This is a genomic window from Undibacterium umbellatum (assembly GCF_014284125.1).
GTDB lineage: Bacteria > Pseudomonadota > Gammaproteobacteria > Burkholderiales > Burkholderiaceae_D > Undibacterium > Undibacterium umbellatum.
The window spans coordinates 206044-222948 of record NZ_JACOFX010000004.1; the positions used below are offsets into that span (position 1 = coordinate 206044).

General features: G+C 54.2%; 17 protein-coding genes. 6 read left to right on the forward strand and 11 right to left on the reverse strand.

Annotation, left to right across the window (positions count from 1 at the left end; all coding sequences use genetic code 11):
* Positions 1-3: 3 nt before the first annotated feature.
* Positions 4-1155: a DUF1624 domain-containing protein gene (locus H8L47_RS11030; RefSeq protein ID WP_230413687.1), complete on the forward strand. Its 1152-nt coding sequence runs from the start codon at positions 4-6 to the stop codon at positions 1153-1155.
* Between the two features lie 231 nt (positions 1156-1386).
* On the opposite strand, the gene H8L47_RS11035 is transcribed toward H8L47_RS11030, so the two are convergent.
* From H8L47_RS11035 to H8L47_RS11045, 3 genes are read right to left on the reverse strand one after another with little or no spacing between them, the layout of a single operon-like run.
* Positions 1387-2178, reverse strand: coding sequence for an ImmA/IrrE family metallo-endopeptidase (locus H8L47_RS11035; protein WP_186953636.1), 792 nt, complete (start codon positions 2176-2178; stop codon positions 1387-1389).
* 51 nt (positions 2179-2229) lie between these two features.
* Entirely contained in the window at positions 2230-2430 is a 201-nt protein-coding gene (locus H8L47_RS11040; RefSeq protein WP_186953637.1) for a hypothetical protein, read from the reverse strand.
* Positions 2411-2812 (reverse strand): DUF3224 domain-containing protein, encoded by a 402-nt coding sequence (locus H8L47_RS11045; protein ID WP_186953638.1) that lies wholly within the window; start codon positions 2810-2812, stop codon positions 2411-2413. Before H8L47_RS11045 ends, H8L47_RS11040 begins: the two co-directional genes overlap by 20 nt.
* A gap of 264 nt (positions 2813-3076) precedes the next feature.
* On the opposite strand from H8L47_RS11045, the gene H8L47_RS11050 reads away from it, so the two are divergent.
* Positions 3077-4000 carry a lipase family protein gene (locus H8L47_RS11050; RefSeq protein WP_186953639.1) on the forward strand — a complete coding sequence of 308 codons (924 nt, stop codon included), beginning with the start codon at positions 3077-3079 and terminating at the stop codon, positions 3998-4000.
* 36 nt (positions 4001-4036) lie between these two features.
* Here H8L47_RS11050 and H8L47_RS11055 read toward each other — a convergent pair whose 3' ends face one another.
* Both H8L47_RS11055 and H8L47_RS11060 read right to left on the reverse strand, forming a co-directional pair.
* A complete protein-coding gene (locus tag H8L47_RS11055) occupies positions 4037-6055 on the reverse strand; it encodes a methyl-accepting chemotaxis protein (RefSeq protein ID WP_186953640.1) in 2019 nt (672 codons plus the stop codon).
* Between the two features lie 174 nt (positions 6056-6229).
* The gene (locus H8L47_RS11060; RefSeq protein WP_186953641.1) at positions 6230-6646 is read right to left on the reverse strand and encodes a response regulator; all 417 of its coding nucleotides are present in this window, start codon (positions 6644-6646) and stop codon (positions 6230-6232) included.
* 328 nt (positions 6647-6974) lie between these two features.
* Here H8L47_RS11060 and H8L47_RS11065 point away from each other — a divergent pair, with 328 nt between their 5' ends.
* From H8L47_RS11065 to H8L47_RS11075, 3 genes are all read left to right on the forward strand, one after another.
* Entirely contained in the window at positions 6975-7781 is an 807-nt protein-coding gene (locus H8L47_RS11065; RefSeq protein ID WP_186953642.1) for a helix-turn-helix transcriptional regulator, read from the forward strand.
* Positions 7782-7855: 74 nt separating this feature from the next.
* Positions 7856-8806 (forward strand): DMT family transporter, encoded by a 951-nt coding sequence (locus H8L47_RS11070; RefSeq protein WP_186953643.1) that lies wholly within the window; start codon positions 7856-7858, stop codon positions 8804-8806.
* 223 nt (positions 8807-9029) lie between these two features.
* Positions 9030-10337, forward strand: coding sequence for a M20/M25/M40 family metallo-hydrolase (locus tag H8L47_RS11075; protein WP_230413688.1), 1308 nt, complete (start codon positions 9030-9032; stop codon positions 10335-10337).
* A 526-nt stretch (positions 10338-10863) separates the two neighbouring features.
* Here the strand turns inward: H8L47_RS11075 and H8L47_RS11080 are convergent.
* The 5 genes from H8L47_RS11080 to H8L47_RS11100 form a co-directional block, all read right to left on the reverse strand.
* Positions 10864-11460 carry a DJ-1/PfpI family protein gene (locus H8L47_RS11080; protein ID WP_186953644.1) on the reverse strand — a complete coding sequence of 199 codons (597 nt, stop codon included), beginning with the start codon at positions 11458-11460 and terminating at the stop codon, positions 10864-10866.
* Between the two features lie 123 nt (positions 11461-11583).
* A complete protein-coding gene (locus tag H8L47_RS11085) occupies positions 11584-12438 on the reverse strand; it encodes a tetratricopeptide repeat protein (RefSeq protein ID WP_186953645.1) in 855 nt (284 codons plus the stop codon).
* 15 nt (positions 12439-12453) lie between these two features.
* Positions 12454-12801: a hypothetical protein gene (locus H8L47_RS11090; RefSeq protein WP_186953646.1), complete on the reverse strand. Its 348-nt coding sequence runs from the start codon at positions 12799-12801 to the stop codon at positions 12454-12456.
* Positions 12798-13553 (reverse strand): hypothetical protein, encoded by a 756-nt coding sequence (locus H8L47_RS11095; RefSeq protein WP_186953647.1) that lies wholly within the window; start codon positions 13551-13553, stop codon positions 12798-12800. The genes H8L47_RS11090 and H8L47_RS11095 overlap by 4 nt, the downstream gene beginning before the upstream one ends.
* Before the next feature lie 75 nt (positions 13554-13628).
* Positions 13629-14474 (reverse strand): alpha/beta hydrolase, encoded by an 846-nt coding sequence (locus H8L47_RS11100; RefSeq protein ID WP_186953648.1) that lies wholly within the window; start codon positions 14472-14474, stop codon positions 13629-13631.
* Positions 14475-14734: 260 nt separating this feature from the next.
* Between H8L47_RS11100 and H8L47_RS11105 the strand changes: the two genes are divergently transcribed.
* Positions 14735-15844, forward strand: a complete 1110-nt coding sequence (locus H8L47_RS11105; protein WP_186953649.1) for a hypothetical protein — start codon at positions 14735-14737, stop codon at positions 15842-15844.
* 57 nt (positions 15845-15901) lie between these two features.
* Here H8L47_RS11105 and H8L47_RS11110 read toward each other — a convergent pair whose 3' ends face one another.
* Positions 15902-16807 (reverse strand): LysR family transcriptional regulator, encoded by a 906-nt coding sequence (locus tag H8L47_RS11110; protein ID WP_329605445.1) that lies wholly within the window; start codon positions 16805-16807, stop codon positions 15902-15904.
* Positions 16808-16905: the final 98 nt, after the last annotated feature.

A 16905-nucleotide genomic window follows, 5' to 3' on the forward strand; every position in this document is an offset into this window, starting at 1 on the left:
ACGATGACGGCCAATAATCCAAACCAGCAGCGTATCAACAGCATCGATGCGCTGCGCGGCCTGGTCATGATGATCATGATGTTTGACCATGTGCGCGAAACTTTCTTTTTGCATCAGCAAGTCAGCGACCCCATGGACGTGAGCCAGACTGCGCCAGCATTATTTTTTACACGGCTCGCTGCACATCTGTGTGCACCGGTGTTTGTGTTCCTGACGGGTTTGTCTGCCTGCTTGTACGCAAACCCGCCATCAGGCCCGCGCGATGCCAGTGGCTTTCTCATCAAGCGTGGCTTGTTGCTGGTGGTGCTGGAACTGACGGTCGTCAATTTCGCCTGGGCCGGGCAATTTCCGCCGCCGACCATCTACTTGCAAGTGATCTGGGTCATCGGTCTTGCCATGATTATTCTGGGTTTGCTGCACAAGTTGCCGCCGCTGGTGTTGGGCCTGCTGGGCTTGCTGATCGTGGGCGGGCAGAATGCCCTGGCTGGCCTGAGTTTTGCACCGGGCACCGCATCGTATAGCTTATGGACCTTGCTGCTGCACAGGGGCTATCTCATCAGCGACGCAGCCATCAAGATCAAGGTCAGTTACCCTCTGCTGCCGTGGGTAGGCATCATTCTGCTGGGTTATGTTGCTGGCCATTTGTATGCGACAGGCATCAGCGCCCCGCGCCGTCAACGCCTGTTGGCCATCCTGGGCACCACCGCTCTGCTGATGTTTGTCGTGCTGCGCTGTGTCAATGGCTATGGCGACACCCAGCCCTGGCAAGATCATGGCAACGAACTGCTCACACTGATGTCCTTTTTCAACCTGACCAAGTACCCGCCCTCACTGGACTTCGCCCTGCTGACACTGGGCACAGGCATATGCTGTTTATCCTTGCTGGAAAAATACCCCGGCAAGTTAAGCCGCATCGCCAGTGTGTTTGGAGGTGCCCCCATGTTTTACTACCTGCTGCATCTGCTTGTCCTGCTGGGCTTGCAAAAACTGATGCTCGCTGCTGTTGGTGCCAGCCATGGACAGCGGTTTGGTGTTGAGCATGTCTGGCAAGTCTGGTTGATTGCTGTAGCCCTGATACCAGCGCTGTACTACCCCTGCCGCGCCTTCGCACGTTATAAACGGCAAAGCGGGAAGGCATGGGTCAGGTATTTTTGATGGACAACGAATCACCCAGCGGGGTGCCAGGGTGCGCGATCCTCATCATTTTCTCGACATGGAGATGGCGCGCGCGGCGTACCCAGCCACCGGTTTATGGCCGTGACGTAGTCATGGCGGGGGGCACATTGCGGTGCGCTCAGTGTCATCATCGTACATGGCGAAGAATGAATATTCCTCTGTGCTTTCTCTGCGCATCTGGGGTGAGAGGTTTACAAAGACAGCCGTAACTTACGATGTTGTTGCAGAGTCTCGTGAATGAAACCATGCAAGATCAAGCCCATCCTGTGCCATCGCAATCTCATCCAGTATAGGTGCGAACGGCACAACAGCCTGTTGCTCAAGCCTGGCATACAACTCTGCCGCGAAGCGGTGCGCATAGTCTTCTTTGGTCGCCTGGGTTTTTGCGGCCCATTCCTCATAGGTGCTGCGGTTTATATCAAGGTGATGACCTATCTCATGCAAGAGTGTACGGTACAGTATGGTATTGCGTGAAGACTGGGCGGTACGCGTAACCTGGACACCGCGACGGGTCATTTCGATGTGATGACCATCTTGCCGCAAGCGTTTTAACTCACGAGCTTGCTCAGGGTTGGTTGACTTGGACCAGATATAAGAGTCAGGCATTTGCGCCTCAATGATGACAGCGGCACCACGTTGTTTGCGTATTTCATACCTGTACGCTGCCCGGCCCCACACAGGCTGCAAGATGCCCTGTTTGCGGGTGGGCTGGCGCAGGACGATGAAATCAAAAGCTGCCGTCACCTCGTCAGGGCAACCTGCCAGCACCTTGCAAATATCGTCTATGCTGCAAGGGTAAAAGTGACCAGGTCGCGTAGGCTGGACAAAGAACAGCATCTCACGCCCATTGATCTGGCGTTTGACCAGCACATGCGAGCCCAGTTGTTCCAGAAAATACTCACCCCAGGCCTCAGGCACGACCATGCGGTTGTCATTGCCGTGGCCGTGGGCCTTGGTGCCGACATGTTTATTTCTGCGGGTGGGGTTCCAGCCAGGGTGCATGCTTTATAGATGCTTGATAGAAACGCCAATTGTAATACAGCCCACGGGACTCTACTCCCATACTTCAGTCTGGTGTTTTTTCCTGTAGTAAGCAATGAACTGCAAGATGGCATTCAAACCAAACAGGCCACCGGCAATGAATTTTGCCACTTGCTGGCTCTGTGCAGACTGCAGGGCCCGCAACAAGAAAATCAGGCAGATCAGGAATTGCCAGTCACGGCAACAACCGCCTTCAGGGAAGACTAAAATCAAAGCTGTAAAAATGCTGCCCTTCCTTGATTTCAATGCCCATGCTGCCGCTGATGCCGGTCAGCGCATCGGTGCCTGAATCAGGTACGACCTGTATCGTCAGTTGTGGCTGGCCACGGTTCATGGTGCCGGTGTGCATGAGGACGAAACTGCCCTTCTTGCCCAGCAAGGTGCCAGTTACTCGTTCTATCGCGACATAGCCCGCCGAGCCTTTGATCTCGCCCATGGCTGACAGCATCTCGCCCAGGCTGTGGGCTTGCAAATCGCCATGAAATTGCTTGTCTATCGTCATGCGGCCCAGCCTGGCAGCTTCTATTCCTGGTGCTGCGGCTTGCGGGTTGAGTTTGACTTCAAATGTGCCGCTGATGTGATGTGGGTGTTGCATACTCTGCTCCTTTGCGATGGTAGGCGGGAATTAAGGCCTGAGTCTGTCAAGTCGCAGTGTACAGCGAGAACGCACTGGAGGCGACAACAGGCAGGCAATCGAACCGACTTACGTTGACCAGACCCATTTTGTGCGGGATTTCAGTCAGTTGGTGGCGATGACTCAGGGAGGATGAGAAGAGTTTGCGTCAGGCAGGGCAGGCTTGCAAAATAGATAATTATGTTTTATCTTATATTTTCTCCTCCCCGACAACAAGGAAATAGCATGAACTACGACAATAGCGCGACTGCCCTGTTTCACCCTGAGCTGCAAGCTCCCTTACTGACAAATAATTTTCCGGCAAGCGAACATGCACTTTGCGCAGAATTGTCGCGGCTGGCGTATTGGCGTTACGAAAACGAGGGGCTAGACGACCAAGGCAAATTTGTACGCAAAGAATTCACTAAAATACTTGTCGATGCAGGTTTTAATCACCTGGTGCTGTTGATCGACGCACGCACCGGTACGCAGGGCTTCGCCGCCACCAGAGGGGGGAAAGCCTATGTTGTCTTTCGTGGGTCACAAACGGATGAGCCTGCAGATATCTTCATCGATGGCTTTTTCTGGCCAGTACCATGGAGAGGCAAGGGCTGTGTACATAACGGCTTTCTGGCATCTTACCAAGGTATTGAAGGCCAGCTCAATGAATGGCTTAAAAAACATCAGGACATGAGGGTCTACTTTACTGGCCACAGTCTGGGGGCCGCAATAGCAACGCTGGCGGCAGCCATCCATACCAACAGCACTTTGATTACTTTTGGATCACCGCGTGTTGGCGATAAAGAATTCGCCCAAGTCTTTGATCTGCGCGATGTTCGTCGGTATGTCAATCATGCCGATCTTGTTACCCGTGTACCACCCGATTCTCTACCCTTTGCTACTTCAAACTCTGGTGCTTCAACAATTTTTCCAAAGATCGTCTATTTCGCACACGTCCAGGGCATGCGCTATCTGGATGCAAACGGCAAAGAGGCAACTGGTAAAAATGCGCTAACCAAGTTTGAACACGCCAGTAATTCAGTGTCATTCAACTGGCGCTTACAAGTACGTGGTATGTGGGATTCAAATGAGACCACGATCAATAGTCGCTCCCTGACTGATCACGCGCCGATCAATTATCTGCGGGCGGTGCTGGATTTGCCAGGGTAACAAGGGGGCCATAGCGCCCCCCGTTTTTTCGCTTTATCAGGCAACAATAAAGTTGGCAATTTCGCTTTGCAGGGTTTCTGCCTGTTGCGTCAGTGCGCCTGCGGCTGCGGCGGTTTCTTCGACCAGGGCAGCGTTCTGTTGGGTATGTTCATCCAGTTCATTGATGGCAGTGGCGACCTGCGACACACCGGTTGCCTGCTCTTTAGAGGCAGAGGCAATTTCGGTCAGGTAGGTATTGATCTGGCGGGCGTTGTTGACCATGGTGTTCATGGTGGCACCAGCCTTTTCTACGACGACGGTGCCACTGTTGATCTGATCGACGCTATTGGAGATAAGGCTCTTGATCTCTTTGGCGGCATCGGCACTGCGATGCGCCAGGCTGCGCACTTCGCTGGCAACCACGGCAAAACCACGGCCTGACTCACCTGCGCGGGCCGCTTCTACGGCGGCATTGAGCGCAAGGATATTGGTCTGGAAGGCGATGCCGTCAATCACAGAAATGATGTCGCTGATCTTGGAGGACGATGCATGGATATTGTGCATGGTGTCCACCACATCGACGATGACCTTGCCACCTTCTTCTGCGACGTTGGCGTTGTCGGCGGCAAAGCGTGCCGCCATCAGGGCCTTGTCGGTGGTGTTGTTGACGGTGCTGCCGATTTCTTCGATGGCGGCGGCTTGCTCTTCCAGCGAGGCTGCGGCATTCTCTGAACGCGATGACAAATCCAGGCTGGCAGAAGAAATTTCGCTGCTGGTGTGGTGCAGGGCGCGCGCCGAGTGGCGCACGGTGCGTATCAGTTCATGCAGGGCATTATAGGTCCTGCGCAGATCGACGATCACATCTGCTGTTTCGTCCTTACCCCACGGTGCAGCGGGAGAAACCCGCAAGTCGCCCCCCGACATTTCATCCAGATGCTTTCTGATTGTCTGCAACCCGCCGCGCGTCACCAGAAAGAAGCTGTAGAAGAAATAGGCTGCCAGCAACATGAAAAAGATAAATAGACCAAATCCTGTATATAGTGCGTTTTTCATGCTTGCGATGCGGTTTGCGAGAATTTCATCAAGCTCAGCCAGCATGTGGCCTGCCAGTAGATGTTGCTCCTCTAAAGCCTTATTCGCATGAGAGACGAAAGCGATTTGAAATTCAGGTGAGAAATTCTGAGTTTCAACGAAATTTTTTTCAAACACTGTTATAAATGAGGATATATCGCTACTGATTTTTTTTGTATCCACTTGCTTCGCCAGAGCGGGATCGGCTCCCACAGCTTTTCCAAGCGCTTCCTGTAAACCTTCAAATTCATTTGCTGCAACCGCATGCAGACTGATCAGCTCCACACTCTGCTTAGGGCTGACGTTGCCACGTTGCAATGTCGCAATGCCCATACCACGCAACAAGCCCGTCTGATCAATCACCTGTGGCATATGGCCTAAAGATGCATCCATCAGGTAGAAGCTCGCAACTTCTGGGTCCAGGGTCAAGTTTGAACCATCGGTCACGAGGCCCATCAACTCGAGCAGGGCTTTTATATGTTTGCCATGGACTAGTAGAACTTCATCCACCGTCTTAGCAGAGGCTGTCTCAGCATAGGCTGCCTGGACTTGGGCAAAGGCTTTCGCGCTGCCAAAATCAGCCCCATATTTTTTTTCGGCTTCCGCCAATTTGGCCTGCAATACTTTCAGTTTTTCTTTGGTCGCTTCAACCGTGGCAGCAGCTCCTGCGTTGGCAATTGCAAGGCCAGAGTCTCGGCGTAATTGCTGGGCATAGTCGATCATCTGAAAAACAATCTGATTGTATTCGACCCCTTGTCTTTCTTTAGCCGAGAAATTGATATTCTCAAGCGTCTGTTTCACATAATGCCAAGAAATCAATGACATGGGGATCAAAAACATCAGGCAAATGACAGCCGCTTTTGACTTAAACCGCAAATTGCGCATCAAGACCACACCCATGCTCCAGATTCCAAGGGCGGCGAAGGCGGAATCATATTTGGGCTTGGCAGATGGCGCGGCCAAGAATTGTTTCAGTTCCGCACTGGCTCTGACAATGTTCGACATACTCACGTCCTTTTGATACGAAGTTTAGCGCTATGGAGGGAGCGAAGTGTGCATGAAATGTCTCCTGAGACACACAACCCGGCTTTGATGCAAAAACTGACCACGATGCTGCCGCTTGCTGCTTGATGACTTACTTAGCTGATGCAAAATTTGAAACCGTGTTGCACTATCTGATTACTCGTGAGGATGCCAGCTCATCACACGCCGGAGTTCTCGCTCCAGTGCGTCGATCTCCAGAGGTTTGCTGACATAGCCATCGGCTCCCGCGGCGCTCAGTCTGGCTCTGTCCGTTGGTTCCGCATGACCAGTGACCATGATGACACGCTGATGCCTGCCGTTAACCTGCTCTTGTTTGCGCAATGAGGCAAGCGCCTGCAAGCCATCCATATTGGGCATCATGATATCCATCAGAACCAGGTCAAAACGTCTTTTGGCTAATGCAGCCAGGGCCTTTTCACCGTCGTCAACCACCACACCAGTGTGGCCCAGACTATTGAGCAGGATAGTGGCGAGCCTTTGCATGAAGAAATCATCATCAGCCACCAGCACATGCAGTGAAAGTGCATTTTTTCCAGTGCCTGTATCCCCCATGCCTTGCAGTCCTCTGCCAAGATATCAAACCGGTTTTTGATCAGTTTCACCGCATCGCTACTGTGTTGATCGACTTAAAACCAGGGCGAGGAGGCAAATGAAGGTGTTTCTTCAGACTTGCTTATTGAGTACTTAGCTTACCCGAAAAAAAGTAGAAAAATACGACTTGCACCAAAAATCCACACACGATAATGTCATTAGCAACAATCGTTGACATCCCTTGCATTTGGCAGTTTCAATAATACAAGCACAACATTGCACATACACATTGTAGGAAAATCATGCAATATTGCAATATTAACTTTCATTAAATCTATCTCATCACCCCATGCCCGCCAGCCGACCAAAACAATTCACCCTGCTGCCCTGCCACTTGCCTGGCGTGGAAGCAGTGCGGGCGCAATCCCGGCACCGCTTTGGGCGGCACATGCATGAGCAGTTTGGCATAGGCGTTCTGGTGCAGGGTGCGCAAAAGTCCCTGAGCAGGCTGGGCATGGTCGAAGCCATGGCGGGGGATACGATTACTGTCAACCCTGGCGAAATCCATGATGGCACGCCGATAGGGGATAGCGGGCGTAGCTGGCAGATGCTGTACTTTGAACCGGCGCTGATCGCCAGCCTGATGACCGATATCAGCGAAGGTAAAATGGCCCAGGCCGAATTTCGCCTGCCAGTCATGCGTGATGCACATATCAGAAAAGCAACGCAGGAATTGTTTGCGACGATGACTGCAACACCGCATGTGGCAATGTTAGCAGAAGAACAAATGCTCTTGCTGTTCGCCAGTGTCATGCAACAGCCTGCCGTGCTCGGCCAGACGACGCCGACTGCCATACACCATGCACGCAGCCGCATTGATGACGACCCGACCGCCATCCTCAGCCTGCAAGACCTGGCGCAGCAAAGTGGCATGAGCCGCTTCCAGCTCTTGCGCGCCTTTGCCAAAGTCACGGGCATGACGCCGCATGCCTATCTCCTGCAACGCCGCCTGCACCACGCCCGCCGCCTCATCGATGCCGGCATTCCGCTGGTACAAGTCGCCATGGACAGCGGCTTTGCTGACCAGAGCCATCTGACGCGGCTATTTGTGCGCAACTTCGGGATATCGCCAGGGGCTTATAGCACCAAGCGATAAGCTGCAATTTTATTCAAGACACCGCAATTTCAAACTGGCACGCTGTGGTTTTTTCATCCATAGAGAGGCAGGCAATGTCAGAGAAATTAGTGGGATATGCATATTTGGCGCTGGCGATGTTCGTCGTTGGCAGCACGGTAGTGGCCAGCAAAATCATAGGCAGTGACTTGCCGGCCTTCACCGCAACAGCCCTGCGCTTTGCCATCGCCTTCCCCTGCTTTTTAATCTTGATGTGCGTCACCGGTACGCGCCTGCCAAAGCTGGGTAAGCGGGACTGGTTCTTGCTGGTCTTGCAGGCCGGGGCTGGCAGTGTCGGCTACACCACATTGCTGATCGCCGGTATGCACCTCACATCTGCCGCAGATGCCAGCGTCATCATCGGCACCCTGCCCATTGTTTCTGCCGCGATTGCTATTGCTGTTTTAGGTGAAAGGCCACATGCCAGCTTATTGCTGGCGGTGCTACTGGCAGGTGCAGGGGTATTGTCGATTGCAGTCAGGGAAGACGGGTCTGGTAATGCTGGTCAGCATTCGCTGCTTGGCAACGCCCTTATTTTTGCTGCTATCGTCTGCGAAGCTTTGTTCATCCTGCTCAATAAACGCCTGAAGACGGCGATACCACCACTGGCCTTGTCCACCATCATGACGGGCCTGGGGCTGGCCTTGTCCATCCTCCCCGCCCTGTTTGAAATGGCATGGCAAACACCCGTCAGCAACAAGGCAATCTGGGCCGTCATCTACTATGCAATAGTGCCGACGGTCGCTGGCTTTTTGCTGTGGTATGCCGGTGCCGCCAAAGTCAGCGGCAGCGAAGCCGCCCTGTTCACCGCCCTCGCCCCGGTATCTGCTGCGGTGCTGGCAGTTGTGGTGCTGGGTGAGACCATCAGTGCCAGCCAGATCACGGGCATCACCTGCGTGCTGCTGGCGATAGGCGGGATGGCTTTGTTGGGCAATGGTCGACCTGTGTTTTTAAAAAGACCAAAAATCTCACCACAGAGACATGGAGACACGGAGACACCGAGATAACACCGAGATAATTAATTAAGCGCGTCGTACCCAAATGCCAGTGGTGGCAAGCAAACTCTCTAAATACTTCTCTGTGCTTACTCTGTGTCTCTGTGCCTCTGTGTTGAGCGGTCTTGAATGCGCTCGCCGCTTCCTCAGATGGTTCATCGAGCCCCGTCTTATGCAAAACCGTGTACATTATGCATCTGTCCAAACCAGCCACCACCCATAACAGGGCTGTGCCATGTTCACAAAAAAAATGCTCCCCTTTTGCATCGCCTTAGCTGCCAGCGTATTGACCGTCACTGCCAGCGCGCAAAGTCTGTCACCGACTGAGCAGCAAATCGTCGCCGCAGTGCATGCCAGATCAGAAGCGGCCCTGCAATTACTGGAGCGCAGCGTCAACATCAATAGCGGCACACTCAATCATGCAGGCGTGCGTGAAGTGGGCAAGCTGTTTCGTGTTGAGCTGGATGGCCTGGGTTTCAAGACCAGCTGGTCTGAGATGCCCGCCGCCATGAACCGTGCCGGGCATTTGCTGGCCGAGCGCGAAGGTAGCCAGGGCAAGCGGGTGCTGATGATAGGCCATTTGGATACTGTCTTTGAAAAAGACAGCCCCGTGCAATTGTGGGAGAGAAGAGGCAAGCGCGTGCGCGGCCAGGGCGTGAATGACATGAAAGGCGGCGATGTCATCATGATCGAAGCCCTGCGCGCCCTGCATGCCGTGGGCGCGCTCGACAATACCCGCATCCAGGTCATCTTCAGCGGTGATGAAGAAAGCGCAGGCCATCCCATCGCCACCTCACGTGCTGATCTCATCAATGCTGCCAAACGCAGCGACGTGGCACTGGCCTTTGAAGGCACGGCACTGGACAACCAGGGCAATGCCACCGGCACCATAGGCCGCCGTGCATCAGGCGGTTTTGTGCTGGATGTAAAAGCAAAACAAGGCCATTCTGCCACCGTGTTTAGCCACACTGGCTATGGTGCGATCTATGAAACTGCGCGCATACTGAACAGCTTTCGCGAGCAACTGATAGAGCCTGACCTGACTTTCAACCCCGGCAATATCCTTGGCGGCACCGAGATCAGTTACGACGGCCAAAACAGCAAGGGCACAGTCTTTGGCAAAACCAATGTCATCGCCCCCAGCGCCCAGGTGCATGGTGACTTGCGCTACCTCAGTGCAGAACAGGGCCAGCGCGCCAAAGACCGCATGAAAGACATCGTCAGCAACAACCTGCCCGGCACCAGCGCCAGCATACGCTTTAGCGAAAACTACCCGCCCATGTCCCCCACACCCGGCAACTACGCCCTGCTGGACCTGTATTCCAAAGCCAGCTTTGACGCAGGCCTGGGCGAGATAAAAGCCTTCCCACCGGGTGAGCGCGGCGCAGGTGACATCCAATTCGTCGCGCCTTACGTAGACAGCCTGGATGGCCTGGGTGCCACTGGCAGAGGTGCGCATTCACCGGATGAAGACCTGGATATTTCATCGATACAGAGAGCGACCATCAGGACGGCGATTTATTTGTATCGGTTGACGCGGTGAGGAGCGAGGGAGAGATGTAAGAACAGCGATCATCCGGTGGTGCGCATGGCGCACCCTAAAAAAAGTTCCTGATACAAAAATGACAGACGAGATAATCCAACACACCGAGCAAAGTCGCTGGATGCCGGATCAAGTCCGGCATGACGGTTTGGGGGATGTCGCTTTTAATTGTTGCACGCGTTTCCGAGCATCACAATAAGCCGACTCGCTAGCCAGTGTTGACTGCGCCAAGTGCAATTGCCGTGTTAAAAACTTCAAGGCCACTCAACATAGAGACTCCGGGACACAGAGCAGGCACAGAGATATTTTAGAAGCCCCACATGTCGTGAGCCGCGCGCGCAGTTGAACTCTGTGTCATCTCTATGTTGTAGCAGGGGCTACGTGCGGCGTGCCGCGCGCCTGCGTAACGAAGACTGCTTGCAAGCAGTCTTTCCCGGTCTCTGTGTCTCTGTGTCTCTGTGTCTCTGTGTCTCTGTGTCTCTGTGTCTCTGTGGTGATATTTTTGGTTTTTATCAAAAACCCGGCACTACAAATACGGCGCAATATTCCTCATCGCCCGCTCGACATATTCTTCTTTCTCACCCACCGGGGCGACGTAATGGATGGCGCTGGCTGCGGCTTCTGTGTCTACCAGGCGGGCGATGACCCAGGCGGCCAGGTATTGCGATGCCAGGCAGCCGCCAGCGGTGGCGATATTGCCCCTGGCGTAAAAGGCCTGGTTGAGTACGTCGATGCCTGCCGCCTGCACCCAGGGCTTGGTGGTCAGGTCGGTGCAGGCTGGCACCTTGTCCAGCAAACCCAGCTTGGCCAGCACGAGTGTTCCTGAGCATTGTGCAGCCAGCAATTGGCGGGATGGATCAAGCTGCAATTGCGCCATCAGGGCCGCGTCTTCCACCACTTCCAGGGTGCGTGAACCGCTGCCGACAATGACGGCATCTGCCGTACAGGCTTCTTGCAAGGATATCTGTGACTCCATCAGCAAGCCATTCATGGAGCGTATTTGTGCAGATGGGCTGGCGATGGAAACGCGCCAGCCTGGTGTCTTGATGCGGTTCAGTATGCCTAAAGCGATGAGTGAATCAAGTTCATTGAAACCCTCAAAACTGAGAATGGCGATGTGCATGTGCATCTTTCTGGGTGAGGATAAAACTAAAGTTGGCCGCTCATTGTCCACTCTGTACCTGCCCTGCGCGTCTGTATTGAGTGGTCTTGATTTCGTGAGCACAACAAGTTGCGCTCAGCCTTCTCAGGTAATCATATCCCAATATTTTTGCGCCATTTCCTCGTCCTCTTCCACGCCTTCGCCATGTTCATACATGAGGGCCAGGGTTTCTGCAGCTTTGGGGTGGCCGGCTTCTGCGGCGCGTTTATACCATGCCACTGCCAGTGCCATGTCTTGCTCTACGTGGCGGCCAGTAGCGTGGAAAGCACCGATGTTGTACATGGCGCGAGGATGTTCTGCTTCGGCAGCACGGCGCAGGCAGATGATGGCTTTGTCCTCATTGACTTCGACACCTATGCCCTGGGAATGATAGATATACAGCTCAAACATGGCATCGGCATTGCCCATGGAGGCAGCCTTGTTGAGCATTTGCGCCGACCTGGCTGGGTTGGCATCCGTACCAAAGCCATGACAGGTGACCAGTGCCAGCAGGTAGAGGGCATCGCTGTCGTCCTGGTGTTGTATGCACCATTGATGTAGCAAGGCAAAGGCTTGTTGCGCTTCTTCCTCGGCGCAGTCTTCACGCCGGTAGAACCAGCGATAGCGCATCAGCGGCACAGCAGCAGCATGTTTGCCCAGGGCGATCACTTCCAGCAAGACTTGTTCTGCCGCAGGAACATCGGCGTCATCGATGGGGCTACGCACCAGCCAGTCCGCCAGCTCTATGCCAGCCTCTGCCAGGCCAAGATCAAGCGCCTTGCGCAAGGCGAGCGGCACTTGGCGTGCTTCGTCTACGGGCAGGATACCTATGATCAGGTCGCCACGTTCTATCCGGTTCAGCATGGCGATGGACCAGGCTTGCAGTTCAGCAGCGTCTGCCAGCGTAGTGCTGGCTGCTATCCATTGCGGTACGTCTTTGGGGTCTATGTTTTGATTCATTTTTTTCTCTACGTTTTATTTCAACATATTATGTCTTAACCATGGCATTTCATTGAGTATGGTGACTTTGACTTCTTCAGTTGCAGCATCGACTTCCACCATGCACAAGGGTTTTGTATCCCAGTGATTATCAATAGGTATGCCGTTGACACACATCTCTTCTTCAGGTTTGGCGGGTGGCAAAAGGCTAACTTTGAGGGTCACGCTGTTTCTTGGTTTTCCTGGGATGATAATGACACCAGAGGTGATGCGTCCTGCCTCATCTGCCGGAATCTGAGTTTCGCCAAGCAGACGTATAAAATGTGCCCAGGCTAGCTCTTCCAATTCTTGCCAGCGACGTTTTCTCTCTACATGTGGATTCATGATTTGCTCCCCTTCTCTTTACGCCACTCCTTCTGGCAATTTGCATAATTCGCAAATTCATAACTGACGCCGACTTCGCCACGGTTGATGGCCTTGGCCTGGGCGAAGACGATGATGTTGAGGATGTTGTCGGGGAGTTCGCGCTCTGTCTTGCCGCTGGCCCACAGGTAGCCGTAGCTGACTGAACCTTCTTTGAGGCCGACCATCCAGAATTGCGGGCGGCGGGTGTAGATGTCGGTGTTGGCTTTGTCTTTTTTGAGGCTGGGTTTGCCGTATTGCTGTTCCAGCGCTAGTGCGATGCGGTCGGCAGCGGCTTTGATTTGTGCGCCTGTGCCACTGACAGCGGTAATGGTACGGGATGCGCCTACCTTGCAGACGCCGCTGATGGGGGCGGTGATGGCGTAGTAGTCACTAAAATCATCTGCCGGTGCCGGGGGCTGGCCCTGGAACAAATGCCTGGCCTTGTCGGATTTGACAAAACCCAGGCTGCTGGCAAGTTCGGTTTCGCTGATGGCCATGGCAAGGCCGAAGGGGCCAGTGTACTTCGCGATGCTGGCCGCTAATGGCAAACTGGCCGCTGCGGGCGGGCTTGCCGGTGGATGAGTGGGAGCACTTGCGGGCAGCAGCGCTGTAGCCTGGCTGGCTGTGGCTTGTTCGGTCGCCGGGCAACCTGTCAGCAGGCAGCATGCGGCTATGCTGCTGATGCAAAGTTGGTAACTAAACAGTTTATTCTGCATGTGCAGTGTTCGCATTCATTTTCTTGGCCAGCTTTTTTCAAGCTGACAATGTAATGCGTTTATGCCTGTGTTTGCAACAAGCTTGAGAGATCAATCGACTTGTTTCAGCATCGCCAGGATTTCCTCGCGGGCCTGCGCCTGTTGCTGTTCCCTGGGGATGGTGGCGTCACCGTCCAGGAGTTGGTAGCGGTAATGGGCGAATTGGGAATGGTTGCCGCCGTCAATTTCTACCCATCTGGTTTGTCTGGGCAGCAAGTTTTTGTTGGCGATGATTTTTTCTCTTGGGGCGACCTGGTCATTGGTGGCAAAAACTTTGGTCACGGGTATGCGCAAACCCGACAGGTCGGCCGATTTGGGATGGGTACTACCCAGCAACAGCATGCCGGCTATATGGTCAGTATCGGTCTGCACATAGCGCGCCGACAGGGCAGCGCCCAGGGAATGACCGGCAATCACCCAGGATGGCAGGCCGGGATGGCTGCTGATGATGTCTTTGGCTTGCGACAAGACGATTTCCTTGTGGGATTCCAGCGGGGCAAAGCGCCAGGGCAGTTTGATGATGAATACCGTAAAGCCGGCTTCGGCCACTGGCCTGAGCAGGGGGATATAGGCATCTGCTGCAATGCCGCTGCCGCAGAAAAAAATCAGGCCACGTTTTGGCTGGGCCAGCAAGGGGCGCAATTCCAGGGATGCCGGGGTGTCAGTGAGTGCGATGCTGGTACTGGACTGGAACATGCTGTCATCGACATCGCGGGTCCGGACATTGTTGATCATCCAGAGGGTGGACAAGGTGGCAAAGCTGAAAAAGAAATAGCGTATCCAGCTATGGATACGGGTTTTTACAGCGAGTGGTGGCTTGCTCATGGCAAACATGGCAGGGATTCCATCTAGACAGGACAGGAGTGTGACCAGGCCAGCCACACTCTTTCGACTCATTATAGGCGCTCCACCCATCTGTAGCTAATGCAATTGCAAAACAACAATGCAATATATTGATTATTTGATTTTTTTGACATCCAGCACAAATCTGTCTTTGAGTTTCAAAGCCGAACCACAGCCTGTGAGTGGCTGAAGGCAATAAAGTTCAGCTTGCCGGCCCACAAAAATGAATATCCTTGCGTCGTCGTTTTAGCGGTTGCGGAGACGTAAAACTGTAGCGTATATTGCGGCTTGTTATCAACTCACCATGGATACCCATGACGCGATTGCTCATCAGCAGCTTGTTTCTACTCCTGCCTGTGCTTCAACTCAGCCAGCCTGCCGCAGCCACTGAAGTCCCACCAGCAACTACCACCACAGAAGAACCCCAGTCGGTCGCCGTCAATGGTATCAAGAATCCTGAACTGCGCTCTTACCGCAATATGCTGGCCGGGCTGGACATGTTTGAGAGCAAGCACCATCTGGCGCCAACGGCGGATAACTTGCGTTTCGTGCTCAAGCCCAGGCATGCCAGTACTTCGCTGGCCGGTCTGAGCCTGCGCATCGCCAATGATGACATGTCCATCCCGGTGGAGGTTGCTGCTGATGGCAGCTTTATCTTGCCACGTGACCAGGCAGCAGCCGATGGCGAGGCCGAATTGATACTCAATCGCGCACGCGGTGAATTCAGTGGCATGCCACGCGTGACCAGCGCCAATGTCCCGGCAAATATGCGCCGCCTTGGTGATGTGCGTCTTGAATGCCAGGTCGCCATCGCGATTGCCAAGAAAGAATTCAATGTCTTGCTGCGTGCCGCTGCCGCAGTGGCTTTGGGCGGCACCGACTGGTGCCTGTCCTCCAGGGTCAGCTATGGTACTTTTACACCTTTCCCGACGGACAGCGTCAGCCTGGTGTCGGGTGATAAACGCACGGTGCTTTTGAGTGGTCATCGCCTGAAGTATGCGGTGCTGCCGCTTGCTGACCGCAACTGGCCTGACGATACCCTGGTCGAATTCCAGCCATCACCAGCCACCAGCATTGCCCATTTCACTGCCCAGCCTATCTACCTGAGCGGCACCATGAACAAATGGGATAACTCTTTGCCTTTAACGCAGGTTGATGCCAGCAATTTTAGTGTGGATGTGGTTTTAGCCAAGGGCATCAGCAAGTTCAAGATAGTGTCGAAAGACTTCAAAATGGTCGAACTTGGTGTAGGTGACACCAGGGCCAATGAAACCAAAGGCAATTTCGCGATCAATACTGGCAAGGCGCTGGCCTGGGCAGGCAAGGATGTGTGGTTTGAGCCGCCACAGGCTGGCAAGTATAGCTTTACCCTGAATGTGGCTGATCCGGATGCGCCGGTGTTGACGATTACGGCACGGGAGTAGTGGATGCGGGTTGTGCGGGTGTGGGTTGCAACAATGTAGCTTGGGCCGCCCCTCCCCTCACATCCTGTCCAGCGGCAACCTCGTCATCAAGAAATCCAGCAAGGCCGCCACGCGTGGGGGTATCGCCTCCTGTTTATAGAATACCGCCCAGACTGGTTGCATCCAGGGCAGGCTGATGTCTGGCAGCACGGGCTTGAGCCTGCCGTGGGTGCGGTCGGCCATGGTCAGAAAGTCGGACAGGCAGACGATGCCAGCACCTTGCACGGCTAGGTGACGCAGGGTTTCGCCGTTGCTGGCGCTGACGACGGGGTCGATGATGTAGCCTTCATTGTTTGCGGCATCCGTAGCAGGTAGCGGCCAGGTATTCAGGCTGGCGGGCGCGGTGAAACCGAGCAGCCTGTGCTGCGCCAGGTCGGCCACGGTCTGTGGTTCACCATGGCGTGCCAGATAATGCGGTGCGGCTACCAGGCGGATGCGGCTGCTACCCAGGCGGCGTGCATGCAGGCTGGAATCGCTGAGCTGGCCTATGCGTATCGCCAGGTCGGCCCTTTCTTCGATGAGGTCAACAAAGGTTTCGCCGCTGACCAGTTCCAGCCTGATGAGGGGATAGGCATCCAGAAACTCCGCCACCAATGGCGCGATCAGGTGATCAAGTGCGGGGGTGGCGGCGTTCACCCGCACCAGGCCGGATGGCTGCGACAGGCGTGCAGTCAGTTGTTCTTCAGTGTCATCAATATCACAAAGTATCTTCTTTGCCCTTTGCAATAGCCAGTGACCTTCCTCGCTCAGCTCCAGCTTGCGGGTGGTGCGCGTCATCAGCGTCATGCCCAGTTGTGCTTCGAGACGGGAAATGCTGCGGCTGATGCCGGATGGCGTTTGCCCCAGACGCTCGGCAGCGGCTGAAAACGAGCCGGTATCAGCCACCGCGACCAGAGCCTTCATGGTTTCCAAGCTTAGCATTATTGACTCCGAGTCATAAGTTAAGTGTAGCTTAAGCTATTTTTCTTTGCCCTGCATGGGATCAGACTCCGTATTCGTTCTATTTTCATTACCTGGAGTCA